Here is a 24,501-nt window from a genome sequence, read left to right on the forward strand (position 1 = left end):
TCAGGAGCTCAGGTCGTAGCTGGCTTGTTTGGCGCGCAGGTCCATTGCGTTGCGATGGCGCGCGCGCAGGCGCGGGTCGGTGATCAGGCGACCCAGCGTTTCGCCAATCACCATCACCACGCCCAGCAGCGGCAGCACCAGCATCAGCCCCGCCACCCCGGCCACCGAACCGCCGATGAAGATCATCAGCACGGTGATCAGCGGGTGGATGTGCAGGCTGCGGCCCAGCGTCAGCGGCATGAACACGAAATCGTCCAGCAGGCGCACGCAGATGAACACACCAATCGCCAGGTAGGCCACCGACGGATCGGCCGGCGCGTCGGTCGAGGCCACCATCACCACCAGCACGCAGCCGACGATCGAGCCCACGTACGGCACCCACGCCAGCACCGCCGCGATCAAGCCCAGCACCAGCGGCGATGACACGCCGATCGCCCACAGGCCGAACGCCAGCACCACGGTGTCGAGCATGGTCAGGCGGATCAGGCCCTGGAAGTAGCGGTGCGCGGTCTGGTCGACTTCATGCAGCAGACACAGGGTGCGCTCGAAAAAGGCGTTTGGCACGGCGCGCGCCAAAAACTTTTTAAAACGCAGGCCGTCGCGCAAAAAGAAGAAGGTCAGGAACGGCGCCAGCAGCAGCGACGGCAGCCACGCCGCTGTCGACACCAGGATGTCGGTCAGGTGCGACTGGATGAAGTCGCCCGTGAACGCGCTCATGCGCTGGTTGATGGTCTCGGCCAACTGTACCTGGCGCAGGATGGGGAATTGTTCTTCCAGCGCGGTCAGCGTGTGACGAATGAAGTCCAGCCCGCCTTGCAGGTAGGTGCCCATCATGTCTTGCCACGAAGTCTCGGGCGAGGATTTCCAGAACACCGCCGTCATCACAGCCAGCGCCACGATCAGCAGGAACACCGCGCCGACCAGCAGCGTGGCGGCGTTCTGGCTGAAGCCCATGCGCACCAGGCGCTGCGCCGGTGGTTGCAGGATGTAGTACAGCACGATGCCGAGCAAAAATGGAATCGCCAGGAACAGCATCTGCTGCAACAGGAACAGCAGCACGCAGGTGGCGGCGATGATGCCGCTCCATACCACCGGCCCGCCGCGCTGTTGGGACGGCAGCAGATTCATAGCGCCTCGATTTGTGGTTTGCCGGTCATCCAGTCGCGCAGGCGGCGGCCGATGTGGCGCGCCAGGGCCAGCGAGATTTTGTAGCCGATCACGGGATCGGTTTCCATCAGGCCCATGAAGTCGGCGCGGAAGAACACCGCCAGTTCGCAGTTGTCGAGCGCGCGGGTCTGGGCGTTGCGCGGCGAGTTGTCGAGCAGGGCCAGGTCGCCGAAGAAGGAGCCGGCCGACAGTTCGGCCACCACTTCGCGTCCCGCATCGAGCTGGCGGCTGATGATGACGCGGCCCGACATCACCAGGTACAGGGCCTGGCCTTCCTCGCCTTCGTCGAAGATGATTTCATCGGCCAGGTAGCGGCGTTCGTGCATCAGGCCGTCCACGATTTTCAGCTCGAGCGGCGTCAGCGACGAGAACAGGGCCGATTCTTTCAGGCGCAGCAAACGCGGCGACATCTCGGGCGATTTGAGGAAACCGAAAATCAAGGGGAACTCCGGGACGGGGATGGGCAGGGGGATATTGTCGCCGGTTTTGTGCTGCTGCTGTGCATCTGTTGCTCAGAAAGCACAGTTACCAAATGAAAAAGGCCCGATGCGAACATCGGGCCTTCTTCTGAATATTGGCGGAGCGGACGGGGCTCGAACCCGCGACCCCCGGCGTGACAGGCCGGTATTCTAACCAACTGAACTACCGCTCCAATTCGTTCTGCTAAGTTTTGCTGGTGGGTGCTGAGAGGCTCGAACTCCCGACCTACGCCTTGTAAGGGCGCCGCTCTACCAACTGAGCTAAGCACCCAGAAAACTTGTCAGTGTTGTTTCATTTAACTGCTACAACTGCTGAACGAGGCCGTATTCTATAGGAGGCTAATTCACTTCCGCAAGGGTTTTTGAAAATAATTTAGAAAATTCATGAATAACAATCTTGATCAACTGTACAGCCGCGTCAGCCGGCGCCTCATGCCTTTCCTGTTCCTGTGCTTCGTTGCTGCCTATCTGGACCGCGTCAATGTCGGCTTCGCCAAACTGCAGATGCAGGCCGACCTGCAATTCAGCGACGCCGTGTATGGCGCCGGGGCCGGTATCTTCTTCCTCGGCTATTTCCTGTTCGAGGTGCCGTCCAACCTGCTGATGACGCGCACCGGCGCGCGCATCTGGATCGCCCGCATCATGATCAGCTGGGGCCTGATTTCCTCGGCGCTGATGTTTGCCACCAGCGCGGCCAGCTTTTACGTGCTGCGCTTCCTGCTCGGCGTGGCCGAGGCCGGCTTCTTCCCCGGCATCATCCTGTACCTGACCTACTGGTATCCGGCGCAGCGGCGGGCACGCATGGTGGCGCTGTTCATGAGCGGGGTGGCGGTGGCCGGCGTGGTGGGCGGGCCGCTGTCGGGCTGGATCATGACGGCGTTCGCCGGCCTCAACGGCTGGGCCGGCTGGCAGTGGCTGTTCCTGCTGGAAGGCCTGCCCTCGGTGCTGCTGGGCGTGTGGACCCTGTTCTATCTCGATGACGGCATCCGCGCCGCGCGCTGGCTCGGCGAGGACGACAAGCAGGCGCTGGAACGCGAACTGGCCGCCGAGCGCAGCCAGCAACAGCAGCTGCCGCTGGCCCGCCTGTTCGGCAGCGCCAGGGTGTGGCTGCTGGCGCTGGTGTACTTCCTGTGCGTGATGGGCTTGTACGGCGTCAGCTTCTGGCTGCCGCAGCTGATCAAGAACAGCGGCGTGACCGATGTGTTCGATATCGGCCTGCTGTCGGCCGTTCCCTACGGCGTGGCGGCGCTGACGATGGTGCTGGCGGCGCGCCACTCGGACCGCACGGGCGAGCGGCGCTGGCACACGGCCGCCGCCGCGCTGGCCGGCGCGCTGGGACTGGCGGCCGCCACCGTCTACAGCGACAATACCGTGATCGCGCTGGCGGCGCTGAGCGTGGCCACGGCCGGCATCCTCAGCACCTTCCCGATTTTCTGGAGCTTGCCGACCGCCATGCTGGGCGGCGCGGCGGCGGCCGCCGGGATTGCGATGATCAATTCCATCGGCAACCTGGCCGGCTTTGTCGCGCCCTACCTGGTGGGCGCGATCCGCGACGCCACCGGCAGCACCGCCAGCGGCATCTACCTGATCGCCGCCAGCCTGGCGGCTGGCGCGCTGCTGGTGGTGACGGCGGTGCGGCGCGGCTAGCGGCTGTGGCCGGTGGCCGTGGCTGGCTCCCCGGCTTGCGGGATCGCAGGTTTCGGGCGATACTGTGTTTATTCACAGTATTATTCCTGCATCATGGCCGACGCCGACCGCCGCATTGCCCACATCGACATGGATGCGTTTTTCGCATCGGTCGAGCTGCTGCGCTATCCGCAGCTGCGCGGCCAGCCGGTGGTGATCGGCGGACGCGGCTATGCGCCCGAGCAGCGCGCCGACGGGGCCTATGTCTTCAAGCGCCTGCGCGATTATGTCGGGCGTGGCGTGATCACCACCGCCACCTACGAGGCGCGCGCCTTTGGCGTGGGGTCGGCGATGGGCATGATGAAGGCGGCCAAGCTGGCGCCGGACGCCATCCTGCTGCCCGCCAATTTCGACGCCTACCGTCACTACTCGCGCCTGTTCAAGGAAGCGGTGGCCTGCATCGCGCCCGATATCGAAGACCGTGGCATCGATGAAATCTTTGTCGACCTGACCGCCGTGGAGGGCGAAACGCATGCGCTGGCCGCGCGCATCAAGCAGGCGGTGCAGGACGCCACCGGGCTGACCTGTTCGATCGGCGTCACGCCCAACAAGCTGTTGTCGAAGATCTGCTCGGACCTGGACAAGCCGAACGGCCTGACGGTGCTGGGCATGGATGAAATTCCTGAGCGCATCTGGCCGCTCAATGTGCGCAAGGTGAATGGCATCGGGCCCAAGGCCACCGCCAAGCTGGCGTCGCTCGGTATCGAGACCATCGGCCAACTGGCGCAGGCCGACGCCGGCCTGTTGCAGGATTATTTCGGCGCGCACTACGCCGCCTGGCTGGCGCGCGCCGCGCATGGCATCGATGAGCGTGGCATTTCCACCAGCCGCGAAAGCAAATCCATCTCGCGCGAAACCACCTTCGAGCGCGACCTGCATGCGCGCCAGGACCGCGAGACCTTGTCCGGCATCCTGACCACGCTGTGCGATCGTCTCGCGGACGACCTCAAACGCAAGGGTTATGTCAGCCGCACCATCAGCATCAAGCTGCGCTACGACGACTTTCAGATCGTCAGCCGCAACGTCACCTTGCCGCAGCCGGTGGCCGACGCCGGCGCCATCCTGCAGGCCGCGCGCGAATGCCTGAAGCGGGTGCCGCTGCAACGCAAGCTGCGCCTGCTCGGGGTGCGCGCCAGCACGCTGGAAGCGCCCGGCGCAACAGTCGCGCGGCGTGTGCCGGTGCAGGGCGATTTATTCGCCTGAAACCGTTGTATATTGCTAGCAGCATCGTTCGCCTGGAGTCACAGATATGCTGGAGCACCTCAGTATCCAACAACGCTTCCGCCTGCTGCTGGTGGTCTCGCTTGCCTGCTTTGCCTTGTGCGGGGCCATCGTCTACCGCACGCTGGCGGAAATCCGCGTCAACGGGCCGATCTATGAACGCATCATGCAGGGACAGGATCTGGTGGCCGACATCCTGCCGCCGCCGGCCTACCTGGTGGAGTCCTACCTGATCGCGCTGCAGTTGATGGACGCCGACCCGGTGCATGCGCAGCCGCTGCTGCAACGGCTGCAGGCCGCTGAGCAGACCTACCAGCAGCGCTACCAGTACTGGCGGCGCCAGGGCTTGAGCGGCGAACTGGAAGTCCGCTTCCTGACGCAATCGCATACGCTGGCGCAGTCGTTCTACAAAACCGCCTTCGAACAACTGGTGCCGGCCCTGCGCGACGGCGAGGCGGTGCAGGCCCGGCGCGCGCTGGCGCGGCTGGCAGCGACCTACGAAAAGCAGCGCGCCGTGATCGAGCGGGTGGTGGAGCTGGCGCGCCAGCGCAATGCCGACGACGAACGCGACGCGCGCGAGCAGGTGCAGCGGATGGCGTGGTCGCTGGTGGCCATGTTTGCCCTGATCGTGGTGGTGTTCATCCTGATCTTCAACACCGTGCGCCGCAGCATTGCCGAGCCCATCCTGGACGCGCTGAAGATCACCCAGCGCGTGGCCGGCGGCGACTGGAGCCAGCAGATCCGCGCCGATGCGCGCGGCGAGGCGGGACGGCTGCTGCAAGCGATCCGCGATATCGTGAAAAACACCCAGGCCGAGATCGTCAAGGCGGAAAAGATGGCGGCGCTGGGCTCGCTGGTGGCCGGTGTCTCGCACGAGCTCAACACGCCGGTCGGCAACGGCCTGATGGCGGTCAGCACGCTGAGCGACGATTTACGCACGTTCCGTGGCAAGATGCAGGAGGGCATCAAGCGCTCGGTGCTGGAGGAGTTCCTGCACTCGGTGGAAGTGGGCGCCGACCTGGCGATGCGCAACCTGCAGCGCGCGGCCGAGCTGATGAGCAGTTTCAAGCAGGTGGCGGCCGACCGCGCCAGCTCGCAGCGGCGCCGCTTCCTGCTGCACCAGGTGGTGCATGAAACGCAGATGACCTTGCAGCCGATGCTGAAGCGCGCCAACTGCCAGGTGGTGCAGTATGTGCCGGACGGGCTGGAGCTCGACAGCTTCCCCGGTCCGCTGGGGCAGGTCATCACCAACCTGATCGAGAACGCCGCCAAGCACGGGCTGGACGGCAATGGTGGCGTGATTACCTTGCGCGCCTGGGCCGCCAGCGCCGACAAGGTGACGATTTCCGTGATCGACGGCGGCAAGGGCATCGCGCCGGAATTGCACAGCCACGTGTTCGAACCGTTCTACACCACGCGGCTGGGACAGGGCGGCAGCGGGCTGGGGTTGCATATTGCCCACAACATCGTCTACCAGATTTTGGGCGGCACACTGGAGCTGACCAGTGCGCCGGGGGCGGGGGCGCGGTTTGACGTCACCATCCCGCTGGTTGCGCCTTGATTAGCGTGTAAAATGGCGCTCCTTTGCCAATTCCGAAACAAGGCCTGTCAACTTTATGTGGTTCAAGAATCTACAGATTTACCGTCTGCCGGCCCCTTGGGCCTACACCCCCGAACAACTCGAAGACGCGCTCGCCAGCCAGGCGTTCACCCCGGCCAGCAGCAATGAATTGCTGCGCCAGGGCTGGGACAAGCCGCGCCCGAACGGCGGCCTGGTGCACGTGGTCAACAAGCAAATGCTGATCGTGCTGGGCACCGAGAAAAAACTGCTGCCGAACAGCGTCATCAACCAGGTCGCCAAGGCCCGCGCCGCCGAGATGGAAGAAGCCCAGGGCTTCGCGCCGGGCAAGAAGGCGATGAAGGAACTGAAGGAACGCGTGGCCGACGAACTGCTGCCGCGCGCCTTCTCGATCCGCTCCAACGTCTGGACCTGGATCGACCCGGTCAACGGCTGGCTGGTGGTCGATGCCGCCAGCCCGGCCAAGGCCGACGAAGTCATCAAGCTGCTGCTGAAGGCGGTCGACAAGCTGCCGCTGGAAAGCCTGCGCGTGCAGCGCTCGCCGGTCGGCGTGATGACCGAATGGCTGCAGACCGACGAAGCGCCGGCCGGCTTCACGGTCGACATGGACACCGAACTGCGCGCCACCGGCGAGAGCAAGGCGGCGGTGCGTTACGTCAAGCACTCGCTGGATCCGGAAGAAGTGCGCCGCCACATCGCCGCCGGCAAGCAGTGCACCCGCCTGGCCATGACCTGGGACAGCAAGATTTCCTTCGTGCTGACCGAACAGCTGGCCATCAAGGGCATCAAGCCGCTGGACGTGCTCGATGAAAAAGACGCCGGCGTGCGCAACGACGACGAGCGCTTCGACGGCGATTTCATGCTGATGACCGGCGAACTGGCCAAGCTGATGGCCGACGTGGTGGAAGCGCTGGGCGGCGAAGCCAAGGCGTAATCCCCATCCCTTGCCGTTCAATTAAAAATGCCGCGAAGTCGTTGATTTCGCGGCATTTTCTTTGTGGCGCCCGGCATAAAAATTCACCGTTGCCATGTGGAAATTAAGGCAATCTCTGCTATAGTGAAAAGTCTTAGCAAAAGAGGAATTTCTATGAGCGGGCCGATCGGATTGAGCACCCAGGATATCGCCAACTTGTCCGTTGCGACGATTGCCGCCTGGAGCACCGACGACATCCTCGACTTGCTCCCGGAGCAGGTGGCGGCCCTGCGCACCGATCAGGTGGCAGCATTCAGCAGCAAGCAGCTGGCGGCGCTGGTGCCCACCAACTTCACCGCCATGACCACCCAGGACGTGGCCGCGCTCAAGCCGGCCGTGCTCAATGCGGCCGGCGCCGCCGTGCCGGCGCTGATGGGCGCGCTGAGTTCCGACCAGATCGTGGCGCTGACCACGGCGCAGGTGGCCGCGCTCGGCACCGCCGCCTTCACCAACCTGACCAGCCTGACGCCGGGCATCATCGTGGCGTTTGAAACGGCCGACCTGGCCGCGCTGAGCACCGCCAACATCGCCGCGCTCGATGCGTCCGATTTCGGCGTCATGCTGACCCAGCAGCTGGCCGCGCTGGCCAGCCGCCAGATCGCGGCCCTGTCCAGCGACGATATCCAGGCCATCAGCGTCGACGGCTTTGCCGCGCTGAGCACGCAATCGATCGCGGCGCTGTCCAGCAAACAAATCGCCGCCCTGACCGCCGACCAGGCGGTGGCCCTGACCACGCGCCAGGCCGCCACGCTGAGCTCGGCGCAGCTGGCGGCGCTGGCCTCGGACAACTTCACCCAGCTCGAAGCCGAAGACATCGGCGCCATGAAAACCGCCACCATTGCCGGCCTGTCGACGCGCCAGATCGGGCTGCTGTCGGCCGGCCAGCTGGCTGGTTTCACCACCGCCCAGTTTGCCGCGCTGAGCACCCGCCAGGTGGCGGCCCTGAACAGCGACGCGCTGACCGGCTTGCCGACCGCCGACCTGGCGGCCCTGAGCAGCAGCGCGGTGGCGCAGCTGGCGACGGCGGTGCTGGCGCAGCTCAACACCGACCAGATCCGCGCCTTCACCACCCAGCAGATCAGCGCCCTGAGCAGCGTCCAGTTTGTCGCGCTCAATAGCGACCAGATCGCCAACCTGCGCACCGCGCAACTGAACGTGCTTGGTTCGCGCCAGATCGCCGGGCTAGCCACCGAAGACGTGCTCGCGCTGGACGGCGGCGACCTGCCGTTCCTGAACACGGCCGCGATTGCCGCGCTGAGCTCGAAGCAGTTCAGCGTGCTGGGCGGCGACGACTACAGCGCCATCGCCAGCTTGACCACGGCCCAGGTCGCGGCGCTGCGCAGCGCCACGCTGGCGGCCCTGAACGCCGGCCAGGCCGCGCTGCTGACCAGCCGCCAGGCCGCCGCCCTGAGCAGCGAGCAGATTACCGCCTTGTCCACCGCGGCGGTGCAAGCCTTGCAGGCGGCCGACTTCGGCGCGTTCAAGACCCAGGTGATCGCGGCCTTGTCGACCAGACAGATGGCGGTGTTGAGCAGCGCCCAGCTGGCCGCCTTCAGCCCGGCCCAGGTTGGCGTGCTGAGCAGCCGCCAGCTGGCCGCGCTCAGCAGCGACACCCTGGCTGGCCTGTCCAGCGCCGACCTGGCCGCGCTGACCACCAGCGCGGTGCCGCTGCTGAACCCGCAGCTGTTGTGGGCGCTGAGCACGGCGCAGCTGGCCGGCATCGGCTCGCGCCACCTGGCGGTGATGAGCAGCGCCCAGATCAACGCCTTCACCACCACCCAGATCGCTGCGCTGAGCACGCGGCAACTGATCGGCCTCGGCGCGCTGCAGGCGGCCGCGCTGGGCAGCGACGACATCAGCGTGTTGGGCAGCAGCGCCATGCGCGCGCTTGGCACCGCCGCCATCGGCGTGCTCAATTCCAGCCAGCTGGCGGCGCTTGGCGCGGACGCCGGCGGCAGCCTGTTCGGCGTGCTCAGCACCGCGCAAATCGCCGCCCTGACCACGCGCGCGCTGAGCGGCATCACCACCGACCAGATCGTTGCCCTCAGCACGGCGCAGGCGGCCGCATTGAACAGCAGCCAGATGGCCGTGATGTCGACCAAGCTGATCCCGGTGCTGGAAACGGCCGACCTGGCCGCGCTCAGCACCAGCGTGATCGCCAGCCTCGGCGCTTTGCCAATGGCGCTGCTCAATGCCGATCAGGTGACGGCGCTAAGCACGCTGCAAGCGAGCGTGTTGAGCAGCAAGCAGTTCGCCGCCCTCAACTATCCGGCCCTGATGGGCTTGCAGAGCCAGGACCTCGGCGCACTGTCGACCGCCACCGTGGCCGCCATCGCGACCGACACCCTGATGGTGCTGGCCACCGAACAATTGGCCGGACTGAGCACCCGCCAGATGAGCGTGCTGAGCTCGCGACAGCTGAATGCGCTGACCATCGACCAGATCGCCAGCTTGGGCTCGGCGCAGATCGGCGCGCTGGGCGCGCAGCAACTGGCCAGCCTGAGCCTCGACGCCGTGGCCGCCATCACCAGCGCCGGCATTGCCGCGCTCAGCACCAGCGCGATTGCCGCGCTCAGTTCGGCGCAACTGACGGCGCTGGACATGGACATTCAGGCGCTGAGCACGCGCCAGATCGCGGCGCTGCGCACCAACACCCTGGCTGGCCTGAGCAGTGATGAAGTGATCGCCCTGAGCACCAGCCAGGTGGCGGCGCTGAGCAGCGACCAGGCCCGCGCCTTGCGGGTGGAAGCGCTGGCCGCGATGGAAGCGGTCGACTTTGCCGCCCTGCGCACCGCCGCCATCGCCGCGCTGAGCACGCAGCAAATCGCCGCCCTCAACAGTGACCAGCTGGCGGCGATGACGCCGGCGCAATTCAACGTGCTCAACAGCCGCCAGCTGGCCGCTTTGCCGAGCGAGGCGGTGGCCGGCTTTGGCAGCGACAGCCTGGCCGCGCTGGGCCCGGCATTCCTGGCCAGCCTGTCGCCCGACATGATCGCGGCGCTCAATTCGAACCAGCTCAATAGCCTGAGCTCGCAACAATTCGCAGTGTTCAGCAGCCAGCAGCTGGACGCGCTGGCGCCGGACCAACTGGCCACGCTGGGCACGCGCCAGATCGCCGGCCTGACCACGCGCAACCTGCCCGGCCTGGCGCCGGAGGACGTGGCCGCCATCGGCAGCGACGGCATGCGCGCGCTGAGCACGGCCATGCTGGTGGCGCTGAGCACGGCGCAGCTGGCGGCGCTCGGCGCCGACCCGGCCGGCAGCCTGTTCGGCACGCTGAGCACCACCCAGCTCAGCGTGCTGGGCACGCGCGCCATCGCCGCCCTCACCGTCGACCAGATCATTGCGCTGAGCACCGCGCAGGCGGCCTCGCTGAGCAGCATGCAGCTGGGCGCCTTCAGCACGGCCGATATCGCGGCGCTGGAAACGGCCGACCTGGCCGCGCTGCGTGCCGCCACCCTGGCGACCTTGAGCACGCGCCAGGTGGCGGTGTTCAGCAGCGACCAGGTGGCCAGCCTGGTCAGCGCCCAGCTGGCGGCGCTGACCTCGGCGCAGTTCTCGGCGCTCAACTCGGACGCCGTGCAAGGCTTGCAGTTGAACGATATCCCGGTGCTCAACACCAGCGTGATTGCCGGCCTGTCGGAGCGCGTGCTGGCCGCGCTCAGCACCGACCAGGTGGCGGCGCTCAGCACGCGCCAGATTGCGGCGCTCAGCACCAAGCAGCTCAACGCGCTCAACAGCGACCAGATGTTCAACCTGCAGTCGGCGCAGATCGCCGCGCTCAGTTCGGCGCAACTGGCCGGCCTGTCGCTGCGCGAAATCGCCGCCCTCAACACCGACAACCTGGCGGCGCTGAAGCCGGCCGTGATTGCCGCGCTCAGTGCGGCGCAGTTGAGCGTGCTGGGCAACGATCCTTATGGCAGCGGCGACACCGCCATCTGGGCCCTGAGCACGGCGCAAATCGCCGCGCTGCGCACCAGTGCGCTGGCCGGCCTGCGCACCCAGCAGGCACAGGCGCTGAGCTCGGACCAGGTCGGCGCCTTCAACAGCGCCCAGTTGGCGGCGCTGGAAAATGCCGATCTGCGCGCGCTCGACCTGGAAGACATCGCCGCGCTCAAGGTCACCACCATCAAGGGCTTGACCGCGTCGCAGCTGGCCGCCTTGACGGCGGACCAGTTCGGCATCCTGAGCACGGCCCAGTTTGCCGCGCTGGGCAGCAGCACGCTGGGCGGGCTGACCGCCGCGCAGGCGGTGGCCCTCAGCGCCGACCAGGCGGCCGCCATGAACAGCAGCCAGCTGGGTGCGCTGTCGCTGGCGGCGCTGGCCCAGATCGAAGCGGACGACGTGGCGGTGCTGCAAACGCGCGCCATTGTCGGCCTCGGCTCGGCGCAGATGGCGGTGCTGAGCGCCGCCCAGCTGGCGGCCCTGACCACGGAGCAAGTGTCGGTGCTGTCCAGCCGCCAGGTCAACGCCCTGAGCGACACCAAGATTGCCGCCTTCAGCGGCGACAGCCTGGCCGCGCTCAACACCCAGGCCATCTCGGGACTGGGCACGGGCGCGCTGGCGCGCCTGAACGCGGATCAGCTGCAAAGCCTGACCACGCGCCAGATCATCAATCTGGCGTCGCAGCAGATCGCCGGCCTGCGCCCGGCGCAGGTGGCGGCGCTCAGCGAAGACCAGGTGGCAGTGCTGGGCACGCGCCAGGTGGCCGGCCTGTCGCAGCAGGCGCTGATCGCGCTCGATACCGATATCGCCGTGCTAAGCACGCAAGCGGTGGCGGCACTGAGCGGCGCGCAGATCGCCGCGCTGGGCGTGACCGCCGGCGGCGCGGCTGCCAATTTCGACCTGCTGGGCAGCGCGCAAATCGCCGCCATCAACACCAGCGCGCTGCAATTCCTGAGCATCACGCAAATCAAGGCCTTCGGCAGCGACCAGATCGGCGCGCTGAGCCAGAAACAAGTCAGCGCGCTGTCGCCGACCTTCTTGCACACCCTGAGCGCGGCGCAGCTGGCCGGCCTCGGCACGGCGCAAGTGGCGGCCTTGAGCACCTCGCAGCTGGACGGCCTGAGCATCAGCCAATTCACCGCCTTGAGTGCGGACCAGGTGCATGCGCTGACGGCAGTGCAGTTCGGCAGCTTGTCGGCGGCCGAGATCGGCGCCCTCAGCCTCGACGCGCTGGCGGCGGTCAGCGTGGCGGCCATTGCCGGCCTGACGGCCGAGCAGTTGAACGCGCTGGGCGGCAAGGGCCTGGGCATTGCGGCCCTGAGCACGGCGCAGATGGCGGCCCTGAGCACCAAGGCCTTTGCCGGCCTGACCACGGCCCAGGCCGTGGCGCTGACGGCCGAGCAGGCCGCAGCCCTGAGCGGCGCACAGCTGGCGGCGTTGCCGCTGACCGTGGTCGGCGCGATGGAAGCGGAAGACATCGGGGCGCTGAAACTGTCGGCCGTGGCGGCGCTCAAAACGCAGCAGCTGCTGGCGCTGAAAGGCAGCCAGATCGCCGCGCTCAGCGCGGACCAGGTGGCGGTGCTGGGCAGTGCCCAGCTGGCCAGCCTGTCGGCGGCGCAAGTGGCCTACCTGTCGCTGGACGACGTGGCGGTGATCAGCCCTGCCCTGCTGAATGCGGCGGCCAAGGATGGCAACCTGCTGGCGGCCATGAGCAACGCCCAATTGCAGGCGCTAAGCGAGGCCCAGTGTGCGGCGCTGAACTCGGCGGCGATCGCGCGCCTGCGTCCGGCCCAGCTGGCGGTGCTGGACGCGGTCGATATCGCCGTGCTCGGCACCAGTGTGATCCGTGCGCTGACCGACGAGCAATTGCTGGCGCTGACGGTGCAGCAAGTGTCGGCGCTGACCTTGCCGCAAATGGCGGCGCTCAAGCCGAGCGACAGCGCCAGCCAGTTCACGGCGGCGCAGATGGCGGCCTTCTCCGGCGCCCAGCTGGCGGCCATGAGCACGGCCATGATTGCCGACCTCAGCCCGGCCAATTTAAAAGCGATCGAGGCGGCCGACATCGCCAGCCTTGGCACGCAGCAGATCCGCGCGCTGACGCCGTTCCAGATGTCGTCGCTGAGCAATGCCCAGCTGGCGCAGCTGACCACCACCCAAACCCACGTGATGAGTTCGACGCAATACTATGCGCTGACGCCATCGCAGCAGGCGGTTTTCAGCGACGACCAGAAATTGGCCATGACCTTCAAGACGCCGCTGGTGCTCGATCTCGACGGCAACGGCGTGCGCACGCTGGGGCTGGAGGCGGGCGTGCAGTTCGACCTGGCAGCCAGCGGTGACAAGCGCACCACCGGCTGGGTCGGCTCCGGCGACGGCTTGCTGGCGCTGGACCGCAACGGCGATGGCGCGATCAACGACGGCAGCGAGCTGTTCGGTTCGGCGACACGCCTGGCCAACGGCAGCACAGCCTCCAACGGCTACGAAGCGCTGGCCGCGCTGGATGAAAATGGCGATGGCAAGATCGATGCGAAGGATTCGCTGTACAGCGCCTTGCGGGTGTGGATCGATGCCGATGCGGACGGCGTCAGCCAGCCGGGCGAGTTGAAGCGCTTGTCCGGACTGCGCATCGCCAGCCTGAACCTGGACGTGCAGCACAGCGATGCGGTCGACAATGGCAACCTGATCGGCCTGACCTCGACCTACACCACCGACGACGGCCAATCGCACGCGGCGGCGGACGTCTGGTTTGCGCAAGGACCGGGCAGCAGCGCCGCCCAGCTGGCGTCAGCGCTGCAGCAATACACCGCCGCCGCGCCGCTCAGCGGCGCCACCCACACCGAGCACGACAGCCTGCGCAAGCAAGCCCTGCTGGCTAGCACGTCGCAAGGCATACTGGCGGCGCCGCGCTAAGTTTGTTACAGCGGCTGGAACACGCCGGCGGCTTTGTTTTTCTGGACGTTGTCCCAGGCGAAGATCTTGCCGTTCATGGCGACATACACGCCCGGCGGCAGGGTCTGCGCCACGCCGGCCGCGAAGCCGAGGTTGAACAGGGCGTCGGAGTTGGCGATTTCGTAGGGGATCATGGCGCCGGTCAGCACGATGGTCTTGCCCAGGTTGGCCGGGCCCAGCACTTGTGCGGTCTGCGGCATGGTGTCGGTGCCGTGGATGATGACGATGGCTTTCTCGCCGGCCGCGCGGCACGAGGCCAGGATGCGCTCGCGGTCGGCATCCACCATGTCCAGCGAATCCATCAGCGGCAGCTGTTCCAGCGCCACATCGATGGTCAGGCGGCAGCGCTTGAGCAGGTCCGGCACGTGGCTGTCGGCAAAGCCGAGGGTGCCGTTCAGTTCGTTGTAGTGTTTGTCGAAGGTGCCGCCGGTGGCGAGGATGCGCAAAGTCATGATGAAAGTTCAGGATGAAAGTAGTGATGCGCATCATAACCTAAACACCGGGACTGGAAACTTGGGCGTACTATGTCTACACTGGTTTCTTTGTTCGTTTGCTGACTATGAAAGCGCTCGCTCCCGGCACTGTTATTTTCCACCGCCACCGTGGCTACGGCGTCATCACGACGGTCAATTTGCTGACCGGCTGGATCTCCGCCCGCTTCGGCAGCGAGGCGCGCACGCTCGATTTGAATCTGTCCACCGACGAGGTGCAGTTTGCCGATGGCGAAGCCATCCTGTTCCGCCGCGCCCCGCCCGACCGCATGCCGCACGCGCGCCTGATGGCCGTGGTGCGCGAGCTGCACAAGGCCGGTTATCAAAAACTCTACCTGTACTCGTGGCCCAAGCCGTCCGGGCTGCACTGGCGCTGGCATTTGTTCACCGGCCCGCGCGACTGGATGCAGCGTTCGTGGCGCGAGGGCTGGTACGGCTCGGGCGCCGACTACAACAGCAATCCGGTGATGGGCTGGGGCGATTCGCCCGGCGCCACCACCGAGGAGTTGATCCACGCGCTGGCCAGGTTCGATCCGCAGGGGCTGGCGCAGGCGCTGGGCCGCGACGAAGACCACACGGCGTGGTTTGCCAGCGTGTGCGATGCCTTGCTGCCCGGTTATATGTACAGCCTGGACATGCAACGTCCCGACGGCGGCCCGCTGACCGACATGCCACCGGTGCCGGTGATTCCGGTACGCGCCTCGCTGCCGCCCTACAGCGGGCCGGAAATCACCTGGCCGCCGGGCTGGGCCGGCTTGTGGAGCAAGGTGCATGCGATGCCCACGCCGCGCATCAACCTTACCGGCGTGCCAGAGCAGACGGATTAGCGATATTGGCTGGCGCGCCGTTGGCAAAATCCACCACGTTCTGGAACGCATGCTGGAAATACAACTCATAGCTGTCCTGCTCGACGTAGCCCAGGTGTGGCGTCGCCAGCACGGTCGGTATCTTTAAAATCGGCGAATCTGCCGGCAACGGCTCGGAAGTGTAGACATCCAGCGCCGCATAGCCCGGCCGGCCCTTGGCCAGCGCAGCTTCTAATGCATCCGCCTGCACCAGTTCCGCGCGGCTGGTATTCACAAACAGCGCGCTCGGCTGCATGCGCGCCAGGTCGTCGGCGGTGACGATGCCGCGTGTGGCGTCGTTCAGGCGTAAATGCAGGCTCAGCACATCGGCCTGCTCAAAGAAGGCCTCGCGCGAGGCCGCTGCTGTGCAGCCATCCGCCACCGCCCTGGCGCGGCTGGCTTCGCTGCCCCAGACCATCACTTGCATGCCGAACGCATGCCCAAAGCCGGCCACGGTCTGGCCGATCTTGCCATAGCCCCAAATCCCCAGCGTACGGCCCTTGAGCACAAAGCCCAACCCGTTCAACTGCGGGTTGATGGATGCCGTCTGCCACAGCCCATCCTTCAAATTGTTCGCATATGGCACGATCTTGCGCGCCGCAGCCATGATCAGCGCCCAAGTCAGCTCGGCCGGCGCGGTTGGCGAACCCACGCCTTCGGCAATCGCTATCCCGAGTTCCGTTGCTGCCGCGACATCGACATGACCAGCCAGCTTGCCGGTCTGGGAAATTAATTTCAAATTAGGCAATTTCGAAAGCAATGCACGGTTGAAATGCGTGCGTTCGCGGATCAACACCAGCGCATCGAACGGCGCCAGCCGGATGGCCAGCTGGCCCAGCCCCCGAGTAGTGCTGTTGAACACTTTTACTTCGTGGTCTGCCAACAACTCAAAGCACTTCAAACTTTGAGTTGCATTCTGGTAATCATCAAGAATTGCGATTTTCATGAAAGATAAACGATGTTTTGGTTAATTTCGTAGGGAAATAACGGGTTACGAAGCAAGTCGAATAGCTTACTACTTTACTCAACCAATTCTCCTACATTTTTGTATGGAACGCCTGTTGAGGGGTGTACAATCGGCCAAAACCTACGGGCCCGACGACCAGATCCGGGCCGCGCACGACCGCCGTACACCCGCCGACCCATTTCGAATGGAGTTCTGAGCGCTAGCCATAAGCTGACGACGATCCTGCCGCCACAGAATTTTAATTAGCATTGGAGAAGTACCATGAACCAACCTGTGATGGGTGGCGTCGCACCTTTGAACGCCCCAGCTTACATCAAACAGCAAAAGCTCATCAATTGGGTCGCGGAGATCGCCGCCCTGACCAAACCGGACCGCATTTACTGGTGCGACGGCTCGCAGGAAGAGTATGACCGCCTGTGTGCTGAAATGGTTGCCGCCGGCACCATGAAAAAGCTGAACCAGGAAAAACGCCCGAACTCCTACCTGGCCTGCTCGGATCCAACCGACGTGGCGCGCGTGGAAGACCGCACCTTCATCTGCTCGGCCACCAAGGAACAAGCCGGCCCGACCAACAACTGGATGGACCCGGCCGAAATGCGCGCCACCCTGCATCCACTGTTCGACGGCTGCATGGTCGGCCGCACCATGTATGTGGTGCCGTTCTCGATGGGCCCGCTGGGTTCGCCGATCGCCCACATCGGTGTGGAACTGTCGGACTCGCCATATGTGGCGGTCAATATGCGCACCATGACCCGCATGGGCAAAGCCGTCTACGACGTGCTGGGCACCGACGGCGAATTCGTGCCATGCGTACACACTGTGGGCGCGCCGCTGAAAGCCGGCCAGAAAGACGTGGCATGGCCATGCAATTCCACCAAGTACATCGTGCACTACCCTGAGACCCGCGAAATCTGGTCCTTCGGTTCCGGCTACGGCGGCAACGCGCTGCTGGGCAAGAAGTGCTTCGCGCTGCGTATCGCCTCGAACATGGGCTTCCAGGACGCCCAGAGCGGCGAAGGTGTTGGCGCAGGTTGGCTGGCTGAACACATGCTGATCCTGGGCGTGGAATCGCCGGAAGGCAAAAAACACTACGTCGCAGCGGCCTTCCCATCGGCCTGCGGCAAGACCAACTTCGCCATGCTGATTCCGCCAACGTCGTTCAAAGGCTGGAAAATCACCACTATCGGCGACGATATTGCATGGATCAAGCCGGGCGCCGATGGCCGCCTGTACGCCATCAACCCGGAAGCCGGCTACTTCGGCGTGGCGCCTGGCACCAACGAAAAAACCAACTACAACTGCATGGCCTCGCTGCGCGAGAACACCATCTTCACCAACGTGGCGCTGACCGATGACGGCGACGTGTGGTGGGAAGGCCTGAGCAAGCCGGCCCCGCAGCACCTGATCGACTGGCAAGGTAACGACTGGACGCCGGACTCGACCACCAAGGCCGCGCACCCGAACGCCCGCTTCACCGTGCCTGCGACCCAGAATCCAGTGATCGACCCGGCCTGGGACGATCCAGCCGGCGTGCCGATCTCGGCCTTCATCTTCGGCGGCCGCCGTTCGACCACCGTGCCGCTGGTGACCGAAGCCCGCAACTGGGTGGAAGGCGTCTACATGGCCGCGACGATGGGTTCGGAAACCACCGCCGCCGCTGCCGGCCAGATGGGCATCGTGCGCCGCGACCCGTTCGCCATGCTGCCATTCATCGGCTACAACATGGCCGACTACTTCCAGCACTGGCTGAACCTGGGTGAAAAAGTGGGCAAGATCAACGGCGCCACCCTGCCGAAGATCTACTGCGTCAACTGGTTCCGTACCGACGAGCAAGGCCACTTCGTCTGGCCTGGCTTCGGCGACAATATGCGCGTCCTGAAATGGATGCTGGAACGCATCGAAGGCACGGCTGGCGGTATCGAAAACATCTTCGGCACCACCCCGCGCTTCGGCGACCTGAACTGGGACGGCATTCCATTCTCGCCGGAAGAATTCGAAACCATCACCTCGATCGACAAGGATGCATGGCGCGAAGAACTGAAGCTGCACGAAGAACTGTTCACCAAGCTGGCCTACCACCTGCCTGAAGAACTGAAGGCAGTGAAAGCCGACCTCGAGAAGCGCCTGGCAAAATAAGCCGGCCGGAGGAGACAGAAACCGGGGCTGTGTGCCCCGGTTTTTTTTGCTTGTGATTTCGCACAGGTGTGCTAAAGTTCAGCGCATGGATACGTTGACTGCAAAAAGCGAGGCCACTTACGCCACCATTCTGGAAGCGGCGATGGCGATGGCGGCCGAGGAAGGCATCGGCCGGCTGTCGCTGGGCGAATTGGCCAAGCGCACCGGGATTAGTAAAAGCGGGGTATTTTCCCGCGTCGGTTCGCTGGAAGCTTTGCAATCGGCGGTATTGGATGAATATGATAGGCGCTTCTCGGCGGAGATATTCCTGCCATCGCTGCAACTGGAAAAAGGCCTGCCGCGATTAATTGCGCAGATTAATGCCTGGTCGCGCCGTGCCGCAGGCGAGGGTTTGAATAATTCCTGTTTATACAGCGCCGGTGCATTTGAATATGACGATTTGGACGGTGCGGTGCGCGACCGTTTGCAGCAAGGTGTGCAAGCATGGCGCGCTTCATTACGCCGGACTATTCTGCAGGCCATTGAATTAGGCCAATTAAAACCGGATACCGATCCGGGACAATTGGTGTACGAGATTTACAGTTTAATCGTGGGATTAATCCACGATACCCGTTTCCTGCGCGAAGAGCCATCCAGCCGCTACATGCTGAAGGCATTTGAGCGTTTGATCGCGTCTTACCGTCCTTGATTTTTTTAATCTAATTTCGCACACCTGTGCGAAAAGGAGAATAGAATGCTTGCCTTAATATTGATCGTGCCAGTGGCAGCTTATCTGGTTACGCGCAGCAAGCTCTGGTGCCTGCTGCGCTCACTCCCGGCCTCGAACGACGACCTGACCTTCTACTGAGCCGAGTCATGCCGGATTTTGGCCTTTACGTGCCAATTCCTGGCATGAATTAGCGGGAATACTGGGCTTCCACACCCAGAATGGCCTTGGTTTCGAGGTAGCTGTCCAGTCCATACGGTCCGAACTCTCGGCCGATGCCGGACTGTTTGAAACCGCCAAACGGTGCAATCAGGTCGTCATGGATGCCGTTAATATGCACCCGGCCGGCGATTAATTGGGGGGCAACCCGGTTGGCGCGATCCAGGTTGGTGGAGCTGACATAAGCCTGCAAACCATATTGCGTGTCATTGGCAATCTGTATCGCTTCTTCCTCGGTTTTATAAGTGAGAATAGAGAGCACCGGGCCGAATATTTCATCGCGCGCAATCGTCATATTATTGGTGACGTTAATAAATGCGGTCGGCTTGACGAAATAACCGGATTCCAGGCCTTCCGGTTTTCCAATGCCACCAGTAATTAATTCTGCACCTTCTTCAATGCCGATTTGAATATAACGCTGCACGCGTTCGAATTGTTTTTGATTGACCAACGGGCCGATAGAAACTTCGGCGCGGTGAGGATCGCCCACCACCACCGATTCCACGGCCGCTTTGGCCAGTTGTTTTACCAGATCCAGTTTATGCTCCGGCACCAGCAAGCGGCTGCCGGCAATACAAGCCTGACCGTTATTCATGAAGCAGGCTTGTATCGCTGCGGGAATGGCTTTTTCAAAATCCGCGTCGTCGAGAATTAAGTTGGCGCTTTTGCCGCCCAGTTCGAGCGTTACCCGTTTCATGGTATCGACGCCGAGTTTGGCGATGGCTTTGCCGACGGCCGTCGAACCGGTAAATGAAATTTTGTTAATGTCCGGATGCACGCTCAGCGCGGCCCCCACCACCTCGCCACGGCCGTTGACGATGTTCACCACCCCCGGCGGCAGCTGTGCCGCGTGGAAACATTCGGCCAGGATCTGGTTTTGGCGGGCGCTCAGTTCGCTCGGCTTGACCACCACGGTGCAACCGGCCGCGATCGCCGTGGCGACCTTGTTGGCGATAAACCAGGCGCTGGAATTCCACGGCGTGATGATGCCGACCACGCCCACCGGTTCCAGCACCACCCGCGCCGTGTTCACGGTTTTGACGAAGGCGTGCTCCTCCATTACCTTTTTGACATCGAGGAACATCTTGGCCGTGTAGCGCGAACGGCCGATGCTGGTCGGCAACGGGCCGCCATATTCCTCGACCAGCGCGGTGGCGGCGTCGTCGGCGCGGGCCAGCACCGCATCATGCAATCGTTGCAAGATGGCGCCGCGCTCGGCCAGGCTGCTGCGCGAAAACGTCGGGAAGGCGGCCTTGGCGGCAGCGACCGCGCGCTCGACGTCTTCGGCGTCGCCGAGGCGCACCCGGCCGTCGCGCTGGCCGGTGGTTGGATTGATCAGGTCGAACATCTCCTCGCCGTGCGGGGTGACAAACTGGCCGTTGATGTAGATGTGCTCGATGGTGTGCATGATTGCTCCTCGGTAAGTTGATGGAGCCATTCTAGAAATTGCCGCGCCGCCGCATCAGTGCGATTCCTGCCGCAGAGTTGCCTGATTCTGCAATCCATGCCGACGGTTTAGCATTTCGTCACAATGACGCATCGCGTTGCGATGCTTGGCGCTACAGTGCAGGCTCACCATTTTTTTATAACGATAGGCCTCCATGACAACGACTACCCGTCTCGGCGCTGCCAGCGCCTTGTTGTTCACCCTGATCCTGGGCGTGGCCCATGCCGACACCGCCGCTCCCGACCTGGAAGCGCGCCGTGCGACCCTCAACAAACTCATCAAGGAGCAGTGGGAACACACCATGCGCAACAGCCCGGAATGGGCATCGCTGCTGGGCGACAAGCGCTTCAACGATCGCTGGACCGACTTCTCGCAAGCCGGCATCGACGCTGACATCAAGGCCAGCGCCGATTTCCTCAAGCGTTTCGAGGCGGTCGACACTACCGGCTTCCCGCTGCAGGAACAGCTGAACCGTGGACTGATGGTCCGCCAGCTGCGCCAGCAGGTGGACGGCGCCCGCTTCAAGGATTGGGAAATGCCGCTGGCGCAGAACTCCGGCGTCCACCTCGACACACCGCAAATCGTGCCGCTGCTGCCGTTTGAAACGGTGAAGGATTACGAGGACTACATCAAGCGCCTGCACACGCTGCCGAAACTGTTCGAGCAGACCCGCGTGCAGATGGCGAACGGCGTCAAGGACAAGCTGATGCCGCCGCAGTTCCTGATTCCGAAAATCGCCAAGCAGTGCGAAGACGTGGCGGCCATGAAGCCGGCCGATTCGCCGTACGCCGAACCGCTGAAGCGCATGCCGAAAACCTTCTCGGCGGCCGACAAGGCGCGCCTGACCAAGGCCATCCTGGCTGCGGTCAAGAGCGACGTGGCGCCGGCCTACAAGAAGCTGGCCGTCTACACCAAGACCCAGTACCTGCCGCACGGCCGCAAGGACGTGGGCATGTGGTCGCTGCCTGACGGCGACGCGCGCTACACCTTCAAGGCGCGCAACTCGACCACCACCGAGATGACGCCGGAGCAGATCCACCAACTGGGCCTGTCGGAAGTGGCGCGCATCGAAGGCCAGATGCTGGAGACCGCGAAAAAGCTCGGCTACAGCGACCTGAAAGCCTTCAACAAGGCGGTGGCCGGGAATCCTGCGCTGCATCCGAAATCGCGCCAGGAGATCGTCGATCTCTATCAGAAGTACACCGACCAGATGTACCCGCAGCTGCCTAACCAGTTCGGCGTGCTGCCGAAAAATAAGGTGGAGATCAAGCCGCTGGAGCAATTCGCCGAGAAAGGCGGGCCAGGTGCTTCCTACATGCCTGGTTCGCCGGATGGCAAGCGTCCGGGCCGCGTGCAGGTCAACACCGGCGATTTCGAACACCGTTCCACCATCGGCATCGAAACCACGGCGCTGCACGAAGGCGTGCCGGGCCACCACATGCAGCTGACCATCGCACAGGAGATCCAGGGCCTGCCGGACTTCCGCCAGCAAGGCGGCTACACGGCTTATGTTGAAGGCTGGGCGCTGTACTCGGAACGCCTGGGCGAGGAGCTGGGCTTCTTCACGGATCCTTACAGCTACTACGGCCATTTGCAGGACGAGATGCTGCGCGCGATCCGTCTGGTGGTGGACACCGGCCTGCATTACAAGAAGTGGGACCGCCAGCAGGTGGTGGACTTCTTCCACGATCACTCAGGCATCGAAGAGGTGGAAGTGCAGAGCGAGACCGATCGCTACATCGTCTGGCCGGGCCAGGCGCTGGGTTACAAGATCGGCCAGCTGAAGATTCTTGAACTGCGCGACTACGCCCGCAAGGAGCTCGGTGCCGGCTTCGACATCCGCAAGTTCCACGACCAGGTGCTGGGCGCAGGCGCGTTGCCGATGGACGTGCTGGAATCGCACATCAAGGATTGGGTCGCGTCGGAGAAGAAGCTCGTCGCAAATCAATCTTCGTAACCCACCAGGCCTTGTTCTGGAAGGTGAAGTCAAGGGCGTGCACTGACACCATCTTGCCTTCACTGGCAGCCACCTCGCCCGGCTTGGGCAAGGTGGCGGTATCGGCGCCGCTGTCTGCCAGCGCATCGAGTGCTTGCAGCAGGCGCATATCGTCGCGCTTCATGGCGACGCACACGCCGTACTGGTCGCATACCTGCACCGGGAAGGCGATGAAGCGCATCGCTCGGTCCAGCATGTCCTCGTTCCCCAGATAGTTGAACACCCAGCCAGCCGCATCGGCCAGCTCGCGCGCACGCGCCAGCACGGCGTCGTTCTCGCGCTGCAGCTCCTGCCGCATCGAGCGGCCCTGCCCGTACAGCATATCGTTCACGCGCCAGCCGTTGACTTCATCCACCAGCGCGAAACGGACGTGGCGTTCGTCGGCCGATCCCATGTCGGGATAGATGTTAAAGCTGGCTTCGACCACATCATCGCCGACGCGCTCCACCTTGAATTGCGCCCGCTCGAAGTCCAGCGTAGGCGGCACTTCCTGCGCATCGAGGAACACATCGCCACCGGCGCCGTAGCCGCAGATATCGTCGCCGCGCGAGAGGCTGTCGCACAGCTGCAGGTTGGCGTCCACCAGCGCTTCCAGCTCTTTGGAAAAGAAGGAGCCCGTGGGCAGCTGGCTCGCTTGCCGCATTTCCGGCCGCGCCAGATGGTCTTTGTAGAAGTTGGTGATCAGTTCCAGCTGCTGCTGGCGAACCGACCATGCGATGTCGGCCAGCAGCGCCACAACGGCGAAGGCGAACAATCCAACGCCCAGCGGTACCAGGCGTTTCTTATTGATTTTCATGGCGTCGTCCGGAGTTTTTTGATGTCCTGCATGGGCGGCGCGCCGAACAGGCGACGGTACTCGCGGCTGAATTGCGAGGCGCTCTCATAGCCCACTTGATAGGCCACGGTAGTGGCGTCCATTTCGCCTCCCAGCAGCAGCGCGCGCGCCTGCTGCAAGCGCAGCTGCTTTTGATACTGCATCGGCCCCATCGTGGTCACCGCCTTGAAGCGGTGGTGCAGGCTGGAGACGCTCATGTGAGTGGCTTGCGCCAGCTCTTCCACTTTCACCGGCTGGTCGTAGCGGTCCTTAAGCCAGGCGATGGCTTTGCTGATGCCGCGATCCTGCTGATCGAGCACGATGTTCTGGTATAGCTGGCGGCCATAGGCGCCGGTCAGCATGCGGTAGATGATCTCGCGTTTGAGGCCAACCGCGAGGAAGGCCGCTTCCGCCGGCGGCGCTTGCAGCAAGCGCACCAGCTGGTATAAGGATTCCAGCAAAGTATCGTCGGTCTTGCCGACGTAGGCGCCGCGCACCGGCTCCTGCGTGTCGATGGCGACATGCGCTTCCTGCACGATGGCCGCAATCTCTTGTGGATCGAGTTCGATGTTGAGGAGCAGGTAGGGCTCATCGGCCGTGGCGCGCACGATGTGGCCGGAGGCCGGCATGTCGACCGACACCACCAGATATTCACCGGGGCCGTAGTCGAGCACTTCGTCGGCCAGGTGCACGCGCTTGTGGCCTTGCAGGATCACACAGCACGAAGGTTTGAGCACGCCCTTCGTAACAGGCGTGGGATGCGAGGAGCGCAGCAGCGATAAAAACGGAATGCTGGTCGCCACCCGCTGCTCGTCCAGCGCATGCTGCTGGACGATGTCGATCATATGATCGAGCCGCGTGGTGGCAAGGTCGCGTTTCAT

Annotated in this window: 16 protein-coding genes and 2 tRNA genes; 9 read left to right on the top strand and 9 right to left on the bottom strand. The window is 64.0% G+C overall.

Annotated features, from left to right (window positions below):
* The 4 genes from BMZ70_RS26195 to BMZ70_RS26210 form a co-directional block, all read right to left on the bottom strand.
* Nucleotides 1–1,128, bottom strand: a complete 1,128-nt coding sequence (locus BMZ70_RS26195; RefSeq protein ID WP_092281059.1) for an AI-2E family transporter — start codon at nt 1,126–1,128, stop codon at nt 1–3.
* Nucleotides 1,125–1,607, bottom strand: coding sequence for a cyclic nucleotide-binding domain-containing protein (locus BMZ70_RS26200; RefSeq protein WP_092281061.1), 483 nt, complete (start codon nt 1,605–1,607; stop codon nt 1,125–1,127). The genes BMZ70_RS26195 and BMZ70_RS26200 overlap by 4 nt, the downstream gene beginning before the upstream one ends.
* Before the next feature lie 135 nt (nt 1,608–1,742).
* Nucleotides 1,743–1,819: transfer RNA gene (locus BMZ70_RS26205), tRNA-Asp, on the bottom strand.
* Nucleotides 1,820–1,841: 22 nt separating this feature from the next.
* Nucleotides 1,842–1,917, bottom strand: a tRNA-Val gene (locus tag BMZ70_RS26210).
* A 113-nt stretch (nt 1,918–2,030) separates the two neighbouring features.
* Between BMZ70_RS26210 and BMZ70_RS26215 the strand changes: the two genes are divergently transcribed.
* The 5 genes from BMZ70_RS26215 (at nt 2,031) to BMZ70_RS26235 (ending at nt 13,960) form a co-directional block, all read left to right on the top strand.
* Nucleotides 2,031–3,293, top strand: a complete 1,263-nt coding sequence (locus BMZ70_RS26215) for an MFS transporter (RefSeq protein ID WP_092281063.1) — start codon at nt 2,031–2,033, stop codon at nt 3,291–3,293.
* Nucleotides 3,294–3,386: 93 nt separating this feature from the next.
* Entirely contained in the window at nt 3,387–4,535 is a 1,149-nt protein-coding gene (gene dinB, locus BMZ70_RS26220) for a DNA polymerase IV (protein ID WP_092281065.1), read from the top strand.
* A 46-nt stretch (nt 4,536–4,581) separates the two neighbouring features.
* A complete protein-coding gene (locus tag BMZ70_RS26225; protein ID WP_092281067.1) occupies nt 4,582–6,114 on the top strand; it encodes a sensor histidine kinase in 1,533 nt (510 codons plus the stop codon).
* 55 nt (nt 6,115–6,169) lie between these two features.
* A complete protein-coding gene (locus BMZ70_RS26230; RefSeq protein ID WP_092281069.1) occupies nt 6,170–7,066 on the top strand; it encodes a recombination-associated protein RdgC in 897 nt (298 codons plus the stop codon).
* 153 nt (nt 7,067–7,219) lie between these two features.
* Nucleotides 7,220–13,960, top strand: a complete 6,741-nt coding sequence (locus tag BMZ70_RS26235; protein ID WP_229205600.1) for a hypothetical protein — start codon at nt 7,220–7,222, stop codon at nt 13,958–13,960.
* A gap of 5 nt (nt 13,961–13,965) precedes the next feature.
* Here the strand turns inward: BMZ70_RS26235 and BMZ70_RS26240 are convergent, their stop codons facing one another.
* Nucleotides 13,966–14,451, bottom strand: a complete 486-nt coding sequence (locus BMZ70_RS26240) for an asparaginase domain-containing protein (RefSeq protein WP_092281071.1) — start codon at nt 14,449–14,451, stop codon at nt 13,966–13,968.
* Nucleotides 14,452–14,558: 107 nt separating this feature from the next.
* On the opposite strand from BMZ70_RS26240, the gene BMZ70_RS26245 reads away from it, so the two are divergent.
* Nucleotides 14,559–15,317: an L-asparaginase gene (locus tag BMZ70_RS26245; protein WP_092281196.1), complete on the top strand. Its 759-nt coding sequence runs from the start codon at nt 14,559–14,561 to the stop codon at nt 15,315–15,317.
* Here BMZ70_RS26245 and BMZ70_RS26250 read toward each other — a convergent pair.
* Nucleotides 15,289–16,281 carry a D-2-hydroxyacid dehydrogenase family protein gene (locus tag BMZ70_RS26250; RefSeq protein ID WP_092281073.1) on the bottom strand — a complete coding sequence of 331 codons (993 nt, stop codon included), beginning with the start codon at nt 16,279–16,281 and terminating at the stop codon, nt 15,289–15,291. The two genes, BMZ70_RS26245 and BMZ70_RS26250, sit on opposite strands and share 29 nt — an antisense overlap.
* A 282-nt stretch (nt 16,282–16,563) precedes the next feature.
* Between BMZ70_RS26250 and BMZ70_RS26255 the strand changes: the two genes are divergently transcribed.
* Entirely contained in the window at nt 16,564–18,438 is a 1,875-nt protein-coding gene (locus tag BMZ70_RS26255; protein ID WP_092281075.1) for a phosphoenolpyruvate carboxykinase (GTP), read from the top strand.
* An 85-nt stretch (nt 18,439–18,523) separates the two neighbouring features.
* Nucleotides 18,524–19,126: a TetR/AcrR family transcriptional regulator gene (locus tag BMZ70_RS26260; protein WP_092281077.1), complete on the top strand. Its 603-nt coding sequence runs from the start codon at nt 18,524–18,526 to the stop codon at nt 19,124–19,126.
* 208 nt (nt 19,127–19,334) lie between these two features.
* On the opposite strand, the gene BMZ70_RS26265 is transcribed toward BMZ70_RS26260, so the two are convergent.
* Nucleotides 19,335–20,771, bottom strand: coding sequence for an aldehyde dehydrogenase family protein (locus BMZ70_RS26265; protein WP_092281079.1), 1,437 nt, complete (start codon nt 20,769–20,771; stop codon nt 19,335–19,337).
* A gap of 193 nt (nt 20,772–20,964) precedes the next feature.
* Here BMZ70_RS26265 and BMZ70_RS26270 point away from each other — a divergent pair, with 193 nt between their 5' ends.
* A complete protein-coding gene (locus tag BMZ70_RS26270) occupies nt 20,965–22,767 on the top strand; it encodes a DUF885 domain-containing protein (protein ID WP_092281081.1) in 1,803 nt (600 codons plus the stop codon).
* Here the strand turns inward: BMZ70_RS26270 and BMZ70_RS26275 are convergent.
* Both BMZ70_RS26275 and BMZ70_RS26280 read right to left on the bottom strand, forming a co-directional pair.
* Nucleotides 22,715–23,602 carry a hypothetical protein gene (locus tag BMZ70_RS26275; RefSeq protein WP_092281083.1) on the bottom strand — a complete coding sequence of 296 codons (888 nt, stop codon included), beginning with the start codon at nt 23,600–23,602 and terminating at the stop codon, nt 22,715–22,717. The two genes, BMZ70_RS26270 and BMZ70_RS26275, sit on opposite strands and share 53 nt — an antisense overlap.
* Nucleotides 23,599–24,501: an AraC family transcriptional regulator gene (locus tag BMZ70_RS26280; protein ID WP_092281085.1), complete on the bottom strand. Its 903-nt coding sequence runs from the start codon at nt 24,499–24,501 to the stop codon at nt 23,599–23,601. Before BMZ70_RS26280 ends, BMZ70_RS26275 begins: the two co-directional genes overlap by 4 nt.

This window comes from Duganella sp. CF402 (assembly GCF_900109645.1).
Lineage (GTDB): Bacteria > Pseudomonadota > Gammaproteobacteria > Burkholderiales > Burkholderiaceae_D > Rugamonas.

Excerpts from the sequence above, each read along its gene's own strand:
- dinB (WP_092281065.1), top strand. The coding sequence starts at position 3,387 with ATGGCCGACGCCGACCGCCGCATTGCCCACATCGACATGGATGCGTTT.
- BMZ70_RS26240 (WP_092281071.1), bottom strand. The coding sequence starts at position 14,451 with ATGACTTTGCGCATCCTCGCCACCGGCGGCACCTTCGACAAACACTAC.
- BMZ70_RS26245 (WP_092281196.1), top strand. The coding sequence starts at position 14,559 with ATGAAAGCGCTCGCTCCCGGCACTGTTATTTTCCACCGCCACCGTGGC.
- BMZ70_RS26255 (WP_092281075.1), top strand. The coding sequence starts at position 16,564 with ATGAACCAACCTGTGATGGGTGGCGTCGCACCTTTGAACGCCCCAGCT.
- BMZ70_RS26235 (WP_229205600.1), top strand. The coding sequence starts at position 7,220 with ATGAGCGGGCCGATCGGATTGAGCACCCAGGATATCGCCAACTTGTCC.
- BMZ70_RS26215 (WP_092281063.1), top strand. The coding sequence starts at position 2,031 with ATGAATAACAATCTTGATCAACTGTACAGCCGCGTCAGCCGGCGCCTC.
- BMZ70_RS26250 (WP_092281073.1), bottom strand. The coding sequence starts at position 16,281 with ATGAAAATCGCAATTCTTGATGATTACCAGAATGCAACTCAAAGTTTG.
- BMZ70_RS26280 (WP_092281085.1), bottom strand. The coding sequence starts at position 24,501 with ATGAAACGCGACCTTGCCACCACGCGGCTCGATCATATGATCGACATC.
- BMZ70_RS26270 (WP_092281081.1), top strand. The coding sequence starts at position 20,965 with ATGACAACGACTACCCGTCTCGGCGCTGCCAGCGCCTTGTTGTTCACC.
- BMZ70_RS26225 (WP_092281067.1), top strand. The coding sequence starts at position 4,582 with ATGCTGGAGCACCTCAGTATCCAACAACGCTTCCGCCTGCTGCTGGTG.
- BMZ70_RS26275 (WP_092281083.1), bottom strand. The coding sequence starts at position 23,602 with ATGAAAATCAATAAGAAACGCCTGGTACCGCTGGGCGTTGGATTGTTC.
- BMZ70_RS26260 (WP_092281077.1), top strand. The coding sequence starts at position 18,524 with ATGGATACGTTGACTGCAAAAAGCGAGGCCACTTACGCCACCATTCTG.
- BMZ70_RS26195 (WP_092281059.1), bottom strand. The coding sequence starts at position 1,128 with ATGAATCTGCTGCCGTCCCAACAGCGCGGCGGGCCGGTGGTATGGAGC.
- BMZ70_RS26230 (WP_092281069.1), top strand. The coding sequence starts at position 6,170 with ATGTGGTTCAAGAATCTACAGATTTACCGTCTGCCGGCCCCTTGGGCC.
- BMZ70_RS26265 (WP_092281079.1), bottom strand. The coding sequence starts at position 20,771 with ATGCACACCATCGAGCACATCTACATCAACGGCCAGTTTGTCACCCCG.